11 protein-coding genes are annotated in these 12357 nt (G+C 74.8%); 5 read left to right on the top strand and 6 right to left on the bottom strand.

Annotated features, from left to right (window positions below; translation table 11 throughout):
• Window positions 1-8: 8 nt before the first annotated feature.
• Together DTB53_RS18755 and dapE are read right to left on the bottom strand one after the other, a co-directional pair.
• A complete protein-coding gene (locus DTB53_RS18755) occupies window positions 9-794 on the bottom strand; it encodes an LOG family protein (RefSeq protein WP_003966496.1) in 786 nt (261 codons plus the stop codon).
• A 107-nt stretch (window positions 795-901) separates the two neighbouring features.
• Entirely contained in the window at window positions 902-1981 is a 1080-nt protein-coding gene (gene dapE, locus DTB53_RS18750) for a succinyl-diaminopimelate desuccinylase (protein ID WP_003966497.1), read from the bottom strand.
• Between the two features lie 61 nt (window positions 1982-2042).
• Here dapE and DTB53_RS18745 point away from each other — a divergent pair, with 61 nt between their 5' ends.
• Both DTB53_RS18745 and DTB53_RS18740 read left to right on the top strand, forming a co-directional pair.
• Window positions 2043-2969, top strand: a complete 927-nt coding sequence (locus DTB53_RS18745) for a VldE C-terminal domain-containing protein (RefSeq protein WP_172595270.1) — start codon at window positions 2043-2045, stop codon at window positions 2967-2969.
• 290 nt (window positions 2970-3259) lie between these two features.
• On the top strand, window positions 3260-3745 hold the full coding sequence (locus DTB53_RS18740; RefSeq protein WP_003966499.1) for a hypothetical protein: 486 nt from the start codon (window positions 3260-3262) through the stop codon (window positions 3743-3745).
• A gap of 97 nt (window positions 3746-3842) precedes the next feature.
• On the opposite strand, the gene DTB53_RS18735 is transcribed toward DTB53_RS18740, so the two are convergent.
• Together DTB53_RS18735 and fdxA are read right to left on the bottom strand one after the other, a co-directional pair.
• Entirely contained in the window at window positions 3843-4937 is a 1095-nt protein-coding gene (locus tag DTB53_RS18735; protein WP_012379160.1) for a bifunctional succinyldiaminopimelate transaminase/glutamate-prephenate aminotransferase, read from the bottom strand.
• A gap of 208 nt (window positions 4938-5145) precedes the next feature.
• Window positions 5146-5466 (bottom strand): ferredoxin, encoded by a 321-nt coding sequence (fdxA, locus tag DTB53_RS18730; RefSeq protein WP_003966501.1) that lies wholly within the window; start codon window positions 5464-5466, stop codon window positions 5146-5148.
• 117 nt (window positions 5467-5583) lie between these two features.
• Here fdxA and DTB53_RS18725 point away from each other — a divergent pair, with 117 nt between their 5' ends.
• The 3 genes from DTB53_RS18725 (at window position 5584) to DTB53_RS18715 (ending at window position 8446) form a co-directional block, all read left to right on the top strand.
• On the top strand, window positions 5584-6603 hold the full coding sequence (locus DTB53_RS18725) for a GNAT family N-acetyltransferase (protein WP_012379161.1): 1020 nt from the start codon (window positions 5584-5586) through the stop codon (window positions 6601-6603).
• Between the two features lie 75 nt (window positions 6604-6678).
• Entirely contained in the window at window positions 6679-7560 is an 882-nt protein-coding gene (locus tag DTB53_RS18720; protein WP_042496195.1) for a transglutaminase family protein, read from the top strand.
• Window positions 7561-7840: 280 nt separating this feature from the next.
• On the top strand, window positions 7841-8446 hold the full coding sequence (locus tag DTB53_RS18715; RefSeq protein WP_003966504.1) for a response regulator transcription factor: 606 nt from the start codon (window positions 7841-7843) through the stop codon (window positions 8444-8446).
• Between the two features lie 42 nt (window positions 8447-8488).
• Here DTB53_RS18715 and DTB53_RS18710 read toward each other — a convergent pair whose 3' ends face one another.
• Window positions 8489-10393 (bottom strand): ATP-binding cassette domain-containing protein, encoded by a 1905-nt coding sequence (locus DTB53_RS18710; RefSeq protein ID WP_012379163.1) that lies wholly within the window; start codon window positions 10391-10393, stop codon window positions 8489-8491.
• Window positions 10390-12306, bottom strand: a complete 1917-nt coding sequence (locus tag DTB53_RS18705) for an ATP-binding cassette domain-containing protein (protein WP_012379164.1) — start codon at window positions 12304-12306, stop codon at window positions 10390-10392. Before DTB53_RS18705 ends, DTB53_RS18710 begins: the two co-directional genes overlap by 4 nt.
• Between the last annotated feature and the right edge of the window lie 51 nt (window positions 12307-12357).

Raw genomic sequence — 12357 nt, 5'->3', positions numbered from 1 at the left:
CGGGGAGATCAGCGCCCGACCTCCTTCGTGACCAGCATCACCGCTTCCTCCACGTCGTCCGTCACGTGGAAGAGGAGCAGGTCCTTCTCCGAGGCCTTGCCCTGGGCCACCACCGTGTCGCGGAGCCAGTCGATCAGACCGCCCCAGTAGGCCGTCCCGAACAGGACGATCGGGAAGCGGGTGACCTTGCCGGTCTGGACGAGGGTCAGCGCCTCGAAGAGTTCGTCCAGGGTGCCGAGGCCGCCGGGCAGGACCACGAAGCCCTGGGCGTACTTCACGAACATCGTCTTGCGGACGAAGAAGTAGCGGAAGTTGACGCCGATGTCGACGTGCGGGTTGAGGCCCGACTCGAAGGGCAGCTCGATGCCGAGGCCGACCGAGACGCCCTTGGCCTCCCGGGCGCCCTTGTTGGCGGCCTCCATGGCGCCCGGCCCGCCGCCGGTGATCACCGCGAAGCCCGCGTCGACCAGCGCCTTGCCGATCCGGACGCCGGCCTCGTACTCCGGCGATCCGTCGGGGGTGCGGGCCGAGCCGAAGACGCTGATCGCGCTCGGCAGTTCGGCGAGCGCTCCGAAGCCCTCGACGAACTCCGACTGGATGCGCATCACCCGCCACGGGTCGGTGTGCACCCACTCGGAGTCGCCCTCGGAGTCCAGCAGCCGCTGGTCGGTCGTGCCGGGCTGGACCTGCTCCCTGCGGCGCAGGACCGGGCCCAGCCACTGTTCCTCGGGGCCGACCGCTCCCTCGGGGACCTCCGCACCCTCGGGGATGCGTGCGTCTTCGGCGTTGCCCATGTTCCGCTCCCTCCACCGACCCGCGTCGCGCTGGGTCGTGTCGTACTGCGTCCGGCCAGCGTAGATCGGCGGAGGTTACACGCGGGGGAATGCCGTGCGTCCGGCGGTCAGCCGGTCAGCCAGGAGCGCAGCCGGTCCTCGCAGTGGGTGATCTTCGCGACCGCCACGTGCTCGTCGCGCTTGTGGGCGTACATCGGGTCGCCGGGGCCGTAGTTCACCGCGGGGACGCCGAGGGCGCCGAAGCGGGAGACGTCGGTCCAGCCGAACTTGGGCCGGGCCGTGCCGCCGACGGCGGTCATGAAGGCCTGGGCGGCGGGGTGGGAGAGGCCGGGCATGGCCGCGCCGGAGTGGTCGTCGACGACGATCTCGGCCACGCCGCAGTCGGCGAAGACCTCGCGGACGTGGGCGATGGCCTCCGCCTCGCTGCGGTCCGGGGCGTAGCGGTAGTTGACGACGACGGTGCAGGCGTCCGGGATGACGTTGGTGGCGACGCCGCCCTCGATGCCCACGGCGTTGAGGCCCTCGTGGTATTCGAGGCCGTCGATGACCGGGCGGCGGGGCTCGTACGCGGCGAGCCTCGCGAGGATCGGGGCGGCGGCGTGGACGGCGTTGGCCCCCATCCAGCTGCGCGCGGAGTGGGCCCGCTCGCCCGTCGTCCGCAGATGGACCCGGAGCGTGCCCTGGCAGCCGCCCTCGACCTCGCCGTCGGAGGGCTCCAGCAGGACGGCGAAGTCCCCGGCGAGCCACTCGGGGTGGGCGTCGGCGATGTGGCCGAGGCCGTTGAGGTGGGCGGCGACCTCTTCGTTGTCGTAGAAGATGAAGGTCAGGTCGCGGTTGGGCTCGGGGACCGTCGCGGCGATCCGGAGCTGGACGGCGACGCCGGACTTCATGTCGGAGGTGCCGCAGCCCCAGAGGATCCCGTTCCCGTCGAGGCGGGAGGGGACGTTGTCGGCGATCGGCACGGTGTCGATGTGCCCGGCGAGGACGACGCGCTCGGGGCGGCCCAGGTCCGTGCGGGCGACGACGTTGTTGCCGTGGCGGTCGACGGTGAGGTGGGGCAGGGCGCGCAGGGCCGATTCGATCGCGTCGGCGAGGGCCTTCTCCTCCCCGCTGACCGAGGGGAAGTCGACGAGCCGCGCGGTGAGCGCCGGTCCGTCCAGGGTGAGGTCAAGGGTGCTGTCGGCCATGGACCCGACCCTAAGGGACTGGGGTATCGGCCCCGGCCGTACCCTCCAGTACGGTGGGCCCGTGCCCAGGACAGCCAGCCCTCGCCGACGACGCCTCCTCCGCTACGGGGCCGCCCTCGCCGTGCTCGCGGCGCTGGGGGGTTATCTGGCCGTGCAGTACGACTCGTCCGGTTCGAGGAATGGGCCGCGCTGCGTGGTGGAGGCGAAGGACGGGGACGGGGGCGGGACGCAGCGCTACGAGATGAGCCTCGCCCAGGCCGTCAACGCGGCGACGATCTCCGCGGTCGGCACCACCCGGGGCATGCCCGAGCGGGCGGTGACCATCGCGCTGGCCACCGCGCTCCAGGAGTCCACGCTCCGCAACATCGACTACGGCGACCGGGACTCGGTGGGCCTGTTCCAGCAGCGGCCGTCGCAGGGCTGGGGCTCCGTGGAGCAGATCATGGACCCGGTGTACTCGTCGGAGAAGTTCTACGAGGGCCTGGCCGAGGTGCCGGGCTATTCGCGCCTCCCGCTGACCGTGGCCGCGCAGCGCGTGCAGCGCAGTGGGTTCCCCCAGGCGTACGCGAAGCACGAGCCGGACGCCGCGCTGCTGGCCGCCGCGCTGACCGGGCGCAGGCCGGCCTCGCTGAACTGCACCCCGTCGACGGCCACGGCGGACGGCCCGGGGGACGCCGCGCGGGTGCGGACCGAGCTGGTGCGCGCCTTCGGCAAGGACGTGCTGCCCGGCGCGGTGGCCGCGGGCTCGTCCGCGGCGTCGACCGTCTCGGTGCCGGTCCCGGTGGCCGCGGCGCGGTCGAACGACAAGGGTTCTCCGCAGCGCGGCTGGGAGCTGGCGCACTGGGCCGTGGCGCAGTCCGAGGCGTTGCGGATCGAGCGCGTGAGCTACGCGGACCGGGTCTGGGACGCCGGTTCGGGCTGGCGGACGGAAAGCGCGAAGGGTGCGGAAACGGGCACGACGGCGGTCAGGATCAAGGTCGTTCAGTAGTACGCCCCGTCACCCGTACGGACCCCGGGGGCCATGGCCGCCGGGGTTTTCCGCGCACCCCCTCACGACCTCGTGGACCCGCCCCGCTTCCCTTGCCGCCCAAGGGAAGTGACGGTTCGCCGGGCCGCGACGGTATGGATCGTTTGCCCGGATTCATGCACGGCGGATTATCGGACGCATTACTCAGCCTTTACCTTCGCCCACCGCAACCTCCCCCTCCCTCGAAACGGTTGTCAGTGCGTCCGATCACCGGACAGACGGATTCGTGCACAACCCGCTGAAGGAGCATCATGTCCCTCCCCCTGACCCGTCGGATCGCTCGTGCCGCGCTGCTGATCGCCGCAGGCGCGGCCCCCGTGGTCGGTGCGGCCGGCGCCGCGAGCGCCGCGGACCTCCCGGCGGCCCCCGACCTCGGCAAGCTGACCGCGCTGGACGGCGCCGGTCTCGGCAGCACCGTGGACAGCACCGTCCAGCAGGGCACCCAGGCCGCCGGCGACACCGGCGGCCGGCTCGTCGGCACGGCGGTACCGGCCGCGGGCAAGACCGTCGGCAAGTCGGCCGGGGTGGCCGTCCCGGCCGCCCAGGAGACCGCCGGCCAGGCCGCGGGCAACGCGGGCCAGGCCGTGGGCGGCGTGGCCGAGGCCGCGGGCGGCGGCCTGCCGACCGACGCGCTCGCGCAGGGCGGCCTGCCCACGGACGCGCTCGGGGGCGGCCTGCCCACCGACTCCCTGACCAAGGGCGGCCTCCCGCTGGGCGGTCTGCCGATCGGCGGCTGATCCATCGCGGAACGCGCGGAGGGCCTCGGGAGTGCGCACTCCCGAGGCCCTCCGCGCTTCGCACCGCCGGGCGGTGGCGCCGGCCGTGTCCGGCGGGTCAGGACAGCCGCTTGACCGCCGCCGCCACCCGCTCGTCGGTCGCGGTGAACGCCACCCGGACGAAGCTCGCGCCCGCCGGCCCGTAGAAGTCGCCGGGCGCCACCAGGATGCCCAGCTCCGCGAGGTACGCCACGGTGTCCCAGCACGGCTCGTCGCGGGTCACCCACAGGTACAGGCTCGCCTCGCTGTGCTCGATCCGGAAGCCGTGCGCCTCCAGCGCCGCGCGCAGGGCGAGGCGCCGGTCCGCGTAGCGGGCGCGCTGTTCGGACACGTGCACGTCGTCGCCGAGCGCGGCGACGGTGGCGGCCTGGACGGGGGCGGGCGTCATCATCCCGCCGTGCTTGCGGATGAGCAGCAGCTCGCCCAGGACGGCCGCGTCGCCCGCGATGAACGCGGCCCGGTATCCGGCCAGGTTGGAGCGCTTGGAGAGCGAGTGGACGGCGACGATTCCGTCGTAGTGGCCGCCGCAGACGTCCGGGTGGAGCACCGAGACCGGCTCGGCGTCCCAGCCCAGCTCCAGGTAGCACTCGTCGCTGAAGACCAGCACGCCGTGCTCGCGCGCCCAGGCGACGATCCGGGTCAGCTCGTCCTTGGGCAGCACCTTGCCGGTCGGGTTGGAGGGCGAGTTCAGCCAGAGCAGCTTCAGCCCCGCCGGGTCCAGCTCGGTCGGGTCGTCGTAGACGACGGGCTCCGCCCCGCAGAGCCGGGCGCCGACCTCGTACGTCGGGTAGGCGAGCCGGGGGTAGGCCACCCGGTCGCCCGCGCCCAGTCCGAGCTGGGTCGGCAGCCAGGCCACCAACTCCTTGGATCCGACGACCGGCAGCACATGGGCGTGGGTCACGCCGACCGCGCCGAGGCGGCGCTCCACCCAGCCGGTGAGCGCGTCCCGCAGGGCCTCGGTCCCCCACACCGTGGGATAGCCGGGGCTGTCCGCCGCGGCGACCAGCGCCCGTTGGATCAGCTCGGGGACCGGGTCGACCGGGGTGCCGACGGAGAGGTCCACGATGCCGTCGGGGTGGGCCTGGGCCGTCGACTTGTAGGGCGCGAGCTTGTCCCAGGGGAAGACCGGGAGGCGGGAGGAGACTGCGGACACGGAGCTCTGCTTTCTCGGGTGTTCTCGTGCGGGCGGCAAAACGGACGCGCGGCGGGGGCCCGGCGGGGCCGGGACCCGGCGACGGCCCTCGCACGGCCGGGCCCGGTGGTACGGGAGCCCCGCGACGGTCCCGGCGGTACGGGGAAACGCCTCGGTCCCGCACGGTGACAAGCCGTACGGGACCGGGCCGCGCGCGTGGTGGCGCCGCTTACTGGTTCTGCGGCGGCAGTCCGGCGACGAACGCGTGGTCGCGCTCGATGAGACCGAGCTTCGAAGCACCGCCCGGAGAGCCGAGGTCGTCGAAGAACTCGACGTTCGCCTTGTAGTAGTCCTTCCACTCCTCCGGAGTGTCGTCCTCGTAGAAGATCGCCTCGACCGGGCAGACCGGCTCACAGGCTCCGCAGTCGACGCACTCGTCCGGGTGGATGTACAAGGACCGCTGGCCCTCGTAGATGCAGTCGACGGGGCACTCTTCGATGCAGGCCTTGTCCTTCACGTCGACACAAGGCTGCGCGATGACGTAGGTCACGCTGTCGTTCCTCCTCGGTAGGGCGTTGGCTCTCGCGCGGGAGCGCGGCGTCGTCGATGCCCGCCTCTAGTATCTCCGTTCTTGGGCACGATCCGAACAGGAGGGGCGGACAGAGCTGTGGAATTCACCATCGGCGGACGGCTGGAAGTCAGCATTACCCCCGCTGACGTGGGCAAACGCGTGTCCGTTCGCCGCCGGACGGAGAGCGGTGGCACGGGCGCGCAGTTCACCGACGTCGTCGGGGTGCTCACATCATGGAACAACGATGTGCTCTCGATCACACGAAAGAGCGGGGAATCCGTCCACATCGTGGAATCCTCCTTGGTGGCGGGCAAGGTCGTTCCCGCCGCCCCGGCCCGCCGCCGAGGTCCCGCCGCCTCCTTCGGGGAACTGGCCGTCGTCACCGCGCGCGCCTGGCAGCCCGTGGAGAGCGAAGCGCTGGGCGACTGGCGGCTGCGCGCCGCCGGGGGCTTCACCCGGCGCGCCAACTCCGCGCTGCCGCTCGGCGATCCGGGGCTGCCGGTCGGCGAGGCGCTCGACCGGGTCCGGGAGTGGTACGAGGAGCGGGGGCTGCCCGCGTACGTCCAGACGGCGACCGGTGCCGAGGGCGCACAGGAGCTGCTGTGCGCGGAGTTGGAGCGGAACGGCTGGCGGCGCGAGGTCTCGGCGGAGGTGCGGATCGCCGCGCTGGCGCCGGTCGGTGACCTTCGGGCGGAGGTGGCGGCGGTGCGTCTGACCCGCGAACCGGACGCGGCCTGGCTCGCCCGCTACCAGCGTTTCTCGACCCCCGGCCCCCACGTGCTGCGGGTGTTGGGCAGCGGTCCTTCGGTCTGGTTCGCCACGGTGCCGGGGGAGGCGGGGGCCCCGGACGCGGATCCGGCCGCCCCGCCCGCCGCGATCGGGCGGTGCGTCGTGGACGGTCGGTGGGCCGGCTTCATGGCCGTCGAGGTCGCTCCGGAGCACCGGCGGCGCGGGCTCGCCACCGCCGTGATGGCCGCGCTGGCGCGCCGCGCGCTGGACGAGGGCGCCTCGGCGGCCTGGCTCCAGGTCGAGGAGGACAACGCGGGGGCGCGGGCACTCTACGACGGCATGGGCTTCGCGGCCCACCACCGCTACCACCACTACCGCTCGGCGTGACGGACGCCGGTGGCTCCGCGCCGGGCCCTCCGGCGGATCGACGCACGTGAGCGGGGACAGGAACATGGGTCGCATATGAGCGCGCTGGATTCCGGAACGGCCGAGCGGCGGCGGCAGTTCGCCGAGGAGGCCCGGTCCGAGCGGCCGGACCTCGCCCTCCTCTGTCTGCTGCTGGGCGCGGAGGCCGGACCGGTGGGCCCCGCCGAGGTCCGCCCGGTGGTTCCGGGGGAGGCCGTCCCCGACCCGTACGGCATCGACGCCGCCCTGATCGAGCTGGACCGGCTGGCCGGGCTGCTGCCGTACGGCTCCCGCTCCCCCGCCGCCTGGGCCTCGGCCCTGGCCGGACTGCTGGGCGGACGCTGTGGCTTCGGCGGCTCGTCCGTCGACTACCAGCGGCTGGACTCCTCGCTGCTCCAGCAGGTGCTGCGCCGCCGCAGGGGCCTGCCGATCCTGTTGTCGGTCGTCTGGATCGAGGTCGCCAGGCGGGCGGGCGCACCGGTGTACGGGGTGGCGCTGCCCGGTCACTTCGTGGTCGGTTTCGGCGATCGGGACCACCCGGTACTGGCCGACCCGTTCGCCGGGGGCGCGCCGCTGACCGGTCAGGACGCCGAGCTGCTGGTCACCGGGGTCACCGGGGCGGCCCTGGAGCCGTCGATGATGACGCCCGCGCGGCCCCTGGAGATCGTGCTGCGGATCCTGAACAACGTCCGGGCGTGGGCGGCGGCGCGGCCCGAGCGCACGGATGTGGCCCTGTGGGCGGTGGAGCTGTCGCTGCTGCTGCCCTCGCATCCGGCCAGGCTCCGCTTCGAGCGCGCCCAGCTCCTGGTCCAGCGCGGTGACTTCCTGCGCGGGGCCGCGGAGATGGAGGAGTATGCGGCGGTCCTCGACGGCATCGAACCGACGACGGCCGAGAACGTCCGGCGCAAGGCTCACGCCGCGCGCGCCCTGCTGAACTGAACCGGCCGTCCTGCGGGATCGCGGCCGGAATCCACCCCGTCGACGCCCGCTGCCGCCCTGCCGGTGCCCAGGGAGTGGCGAGACGGATGGGTCCGTGAGCGATGTGCGCTCCCGATTTACATCCGAACGCCCCCTTCCGCGCCCAACGGGAGCGGTATTCGGCCCGTTTGTCGGCGTACGCGAATGTCCATGCGCTCAACTGGATACCCGTCACCGGATGCGTACAGCCCGTCGCCTTCCGCGTCGGGCGGGCCGGAAGAGAAAAGCTGAGGGCAGACTGATGACTACCGTGCTGCTGGTCCACACCGTGCCGTTGTGGCGCGCGTCGCTGGCGTCGCTCCTCGGCACGGGGCGGGGCATAGACGTCCGCACCGCCGAACACGGGGCGATACGCGCCGCGCTGAGCGGGCCGAGTCCCGATGTGCTCCTCACCGACCTCGACTGTCCGGGCGCACTGGACGTCCTCGACGAGGTGAAGACCGTGACCGCACCGCACGGCGGACCGTGTCCGCTCGCCGTCCTCACGCGCAGCGACCGGCCGAGCGGTCTGCGGCGGGCGTACGAGGCGGGAGCGCTCGGCTACATCGACAAGTACCGGCCGGTCGACGACCTGTCCGAGGTCATGCACAAACTGGCGGACGGGGGACGGCACATCGACGAGTCGCTGGCCTTCAGCCTCCTCCAGGTGGCCGACATGCCCTTATCGCCGCGGGAACTGAGTGTGCTCTCGATGGCCGAGGGGGGCGACACCGTGGCCGGGATCGCCGGCCGGCTGCACCTGACGCCGGGGACGGTCCGCAACTATCTGGCCGCCGCCATACGGAAGTCCGGGGCTCGCAATCGGCTGGACGCGATCAGACGGGCGAAGGAAGCGGGCTGGATCTGACGCCGCTCCTCCCCGCCCCCACTGCTCCCCTCCTCCCTGCTCCTACCCCCTTCCGCGCTCCGCCCCCCTGCCGTTCCCCTCCCGTCTTCCGCTCCCCTCGCCCCTTCCGTCCGCCGGCTCCCAGAGGCCGGCCAGGTCCCGGTACAGGGCGCAGGAGTCCAGGAGTTCACCGTGGGTGCCGCACTGGGTGCGCGGGCCGTCCATCACCAGGGTCCGTCCGGCGCGGCGGGCCGAGCTGAGCCGGTGGGCGACGACGACGAGCGCGCCCGGCAGTGCCCCGAAGGCGTGCTCGACGCGGGTCTCGGCGGCCGGATCGAGCCGGCTGGTCGCCTCGTCGAGGATCAGCAGCGGCGGGGCGGCGAGGTAGGCCCGGCCCAGGGCGATCAGCTGCCGTTCGCCCTGGGAGAGCCGGTCCGGTTCGACGGCCGCGTCCAGGGAGCCGAGCCGGGAGAGCAGCGGGTCCAGGCCGAGCGTGTCCGCCATGGCCGCGATCTCCCGGTCACGGGCACCGGGGCGGTGGTAGCGGAGGTTGTCCCGCAGCGAGCCGCTGAACACGTAGGCGTGCTGGGGCAGCAGGACGCGTACGGCGGTGGCGTCGGCCGGGCGCACCGGCCGCCCCCGCCAGCGCACCGCTCCCCCGGTGGGCCGCTCGGTCCCGGCGAGGACGGCGGCGAGGGTCGATTTCCCGCTGCCGCTCGGGCCGACGACCGCGAGGTGCTCCCCCGCCTCGATCGTCAGGGAGAGCCGGTCCAGGACGGGTTGGGCGCCCGGTCCGTACGCGAAGCTGACCTCGTGGAGTTCGGCGACCGGGGTTCCGCGGTGCGGCGGGGCTGCCTCCCGGGCGGGCGGCGGGTCGTCGGCGGGCGGCGGCGGGGCGTCGGTGAACCGGTCCAGGACCACGACGAGCCGGCCCCCGGCGGTGCCGAGCATGGTCATCAGCGCCTGCACGGCGGGCGCGAGCGCCTGGGTGAGGTAGGTCAGCGCCCCCACCAGCGCGCCCGGCGTGAGCCCGTTCCGCAGCAGCCAGGGCGCGCCCAGGAGCAGCAGGAGCGGCGGAAACCGGCCGCAGACGGCGAGGGCCAGCACCCGGACGCCCGACCAGCGGGCCAGCGAGCGGGAGGCGGCCAGCTGCTCCTCGGCGAGGGTCCGGGACTCGGTCACCGTCCGCTCGGCGGCCCCGGCGGCGGCGATGTCGCGTACGGAGGCGGCGAGCCGGCCCGCGTGGGCGGCGTACGCCTCGTCGGCGGCGAGGTAGTCGCGCTGGCGGGCGGCCATCGGCGGCAGGGTGGCGAGGAACAGGGCGGCCCCGAGGAGCAGCGGGGGCAGGACGATCAGGAGGAGGGCGGGCGAGAGGGCCAGCAGACCGGTGACGGCCCCGGCCGCCGTGAACACGAACGAGCGCAGGGTCAGGACGAGTCCGGCCCAGCCGTCGCGGGCGATCTCGCTCTGATGGGTGACCTGCGACAGGGACCGGGTGCTGACGTCGCCGGCCCGGTCGAGCGCCCCGGAGAGCGCCCGGGACACGGCGCGCCGGACCAGTCCGTCGCGCAGTGGCTCCACCAGGTCCGCGAGCCGGCCGAACACTCCGCGGGCGGCGGGCACGGACGGCAGCACGGCGGCGGCGGCGACGGCCAGCCAGAGGAGGCCGGTCGTGGGGCGGCCGGCGAGGAAGCCGTCGTCGAGCGCGCGGGCAACCCCGAAGCCGCCGAGGAAGGTCTGGGCGAACTCCAGCAGGGACCAGCCGGCCAGCCGCAGGATCGCACCGGTCCGGGCCCGCAGGAAGGGCCGGGCCTCCCGGCCGACCCGCCGCAGCGAGGTGTCGCGCCGGCCGCGCGCGCCGTGCCGCTTGCCGTCGCGCGCGGGGCGTGCGTCGTGCCGCTGCCCGGCCTGCCGGGGGCGTGCGCCGGGGGCCTGCTCGTCGCGCCCGGGGGCTCGGCCGGCCTTCACCGCGCCTCCGCTCCGGCGGCGGGCGTCACCGTCGTACGGCTCGCCGGCGCCGCGATTTCGGTGGGCGCGGAGCCTGCGGCGGGCGCTGCGTCGTCGGATGGCGCGGGGTTCTCGGGGGGTGCTGCCTCGTCGGCGGGCGCGGGATTCCCGGCGGGCGCGGGATTCCCGGCGGGCGCGGGGTTCCCGGCGGGCGCGGGGCCCTCGGCGCGGGTGGCCTCCGTGCGGAAGACCGCCCGGTAGTCCGGGTCCGCCCAGAGTTCCTCGTGGCGGCCCGTCGCACGGATCCGGCCGTCCTCCAGCCAGGCGACCCGGTCCGCCCGCGCGGCCGAGGACAGCCGGTGGGCGACGACGATCCGGGTGCAGTGCCCCGCCCGCGCGTCGAGCGCGCGCCGGACGTGGTGCTCGGTCACGGTGTCGAGGCTGGACAGCGCGTCGTCGAGGATCATCAGACGGCCGGGGTGGGCGAACGCGCGTGCCAGGCCGAGGCGTTGGCGTTCGCCGCCGGAGAGCGGGGCGTCGGCGAGCGGGGTGGCGTAGCCGTACGGGAGCAGGGCGAGGAACCCGTCGGCGCGGGCCGCGCGGGCGGCGTCCCGTACGGCCTCGGGCGAGGCGGTCCAGGGCCCGTAGGCGATCGTGTCCTCGACGGTGGTGCCGGGGAGGGCGGGGCGGGCGAAGGCGTACGCCACCTCGCGGCGCAGCCGGTCCGGTTCCATGCCGTCCATCGGGACGCCGTCCAGCAGCACGCTTCCGGTGTCCGGGTCGAGCAGCCGCCCGGCGACCGCGGCCAGCACCGACTTACCGGAGCCGGAGCGCCCGACGACCGCCAGGGAGGTGCCGCCGGGGACGGTCAGATCGACGCCGGTCAGCAGCCGGCCGCCGTCCTGTTCGACGCCGACGTCCCGGAGTTCGAGGTGCCCGGGTGCGTCGGGCGCCGGGCCCAGGCCGCGGTGCGGCAGCGGGGGAAGGGCCAGGAGGGGGTCCAGGCTCCGGGCGGCGGCTCGGCTGCGGGCGAGGGCGCCGAGCGCGCCGGTGAGGGCGCCGATGCCGACGGCGAGGCTCGCGTAGCGGGAGGCGGCGACCAGGTCGCCGACACCGATCGCACCCGCGCCGAGCCGGAGGCCGGCGACCGCGAGGACCAGCAGCATGAGCAGGGGCAGCAGCAGCCCGCTGCGGCCGACCGCCCGCCCGTACACCGACCAGGTGCGCCTGCCGTGTTCGGCGAGCGCGGTCAGGGGTTCCAGGACGCGGCGGTGCTCGCGGGCTCCGGTGCGGGCGGCGCGGATGGTGTCGGCGCCGTCGAGGGCCTCGGTGAGCCGGTGGGCGATGAGCGACTGGGCGCGCTGGTAGTCGGCCCCGGCGTCGGCGGTCCTGCGGGTGAAGGCGCGCAGCAGCGCCACGAGGAGGGGGGCGCCGAGAAGGAGGGCGGCGGCCGTCCAGACGTCGATGAGGAGGAGGCCGGCGATCGCGCCGAGCGGGAGCAGGACGCCGGAGACGGCTCCGGCGGCGGTGACGGGAGCGGCGGCGGCGTCGGCGGTGCGGGCGGTGAGCCGGGCGGTGAGGTCGCCGGTGGGCAGGGCCAGGGCGCGGCGGGGTTCGGCGGCCAGGACCCGGGCGGCGGTGCGGGTGCGCAGCGACGCGGTGAGCCGGGCGGTGGTGGTCGTGCCGGTCACGGCGGCCGTCGCGTCGAACGCGGTCTCGGCGAGGATCAGTGCCGCGCAGAGCAGCAGGCCCGGCCAGGGCACGGGGCCGCCGGCGATGAGCAGGTCGACGGTGTGGCCGAGGGCGGCGGGCAGGGCGAGGGCGGCGAGCGCCCCGCCGGTGGAGCAGAGGAGGAGCCCGAGGAGGGCCGCCGGGTGCTGCCGGGCGAGCCGCCGGGTGCCGGACTCCGTGCCCGGGCGTGGGTGCAGCCGCACGGGGTGGCCCTTTCTGGGTGCACGTGGGCCGGCCGGCCCACCGGTGCGGAA

The sequence above is a fragment of the Streptomyces griseus genome, assembly GCF_900460065.1.
Classification (GTDB): Bacteria; Actinomycetota; Actinomycetes; order Streptomycetales; family Streptomycetaceae; genus Streptomyces; species Streptomyces griseus.
This window is presented reverse-complemented; position numbering and strand designations above follow the sequence as displayed.

Coding starts and splice junctions, on each gene's coding strand:
- DTB53_RS18755 (WP_003966496.1), bottom strand. CDS start 794: ATGGGCAACGCCGAAGACGCACGCATCCCCGAGGGTGCGGAGGTCCCC.
- dapE (WP_003966497.1), bottom strand. CDS start 1,981: ATGGCCGACAGCACCCTTGACCTCACCCTGGACGGACCGGCGCTCACC.
- DTB53_RS18740 (WP_003966499.1), top strand. CDS start 3,260: ATGTCCCTCCCCCTGACCCGTCGGATCGCTCGTGCCGCGCTGCTGATC.
- DTB53_RS18720 (WP_042496195.1), top strand. CDS start 6,679: ATGAGCGCGCTGGATTCCGGAACGGCCGAGCGGCGGCGGCAGTTCGCC.
- DTB53_RS18715 (WP_003966504.1), top strand. CDS start 7,841: ATGACTACCGTGCTGCTGGTCCACACCGTGCCGTTGTGGCGCGCGTCG.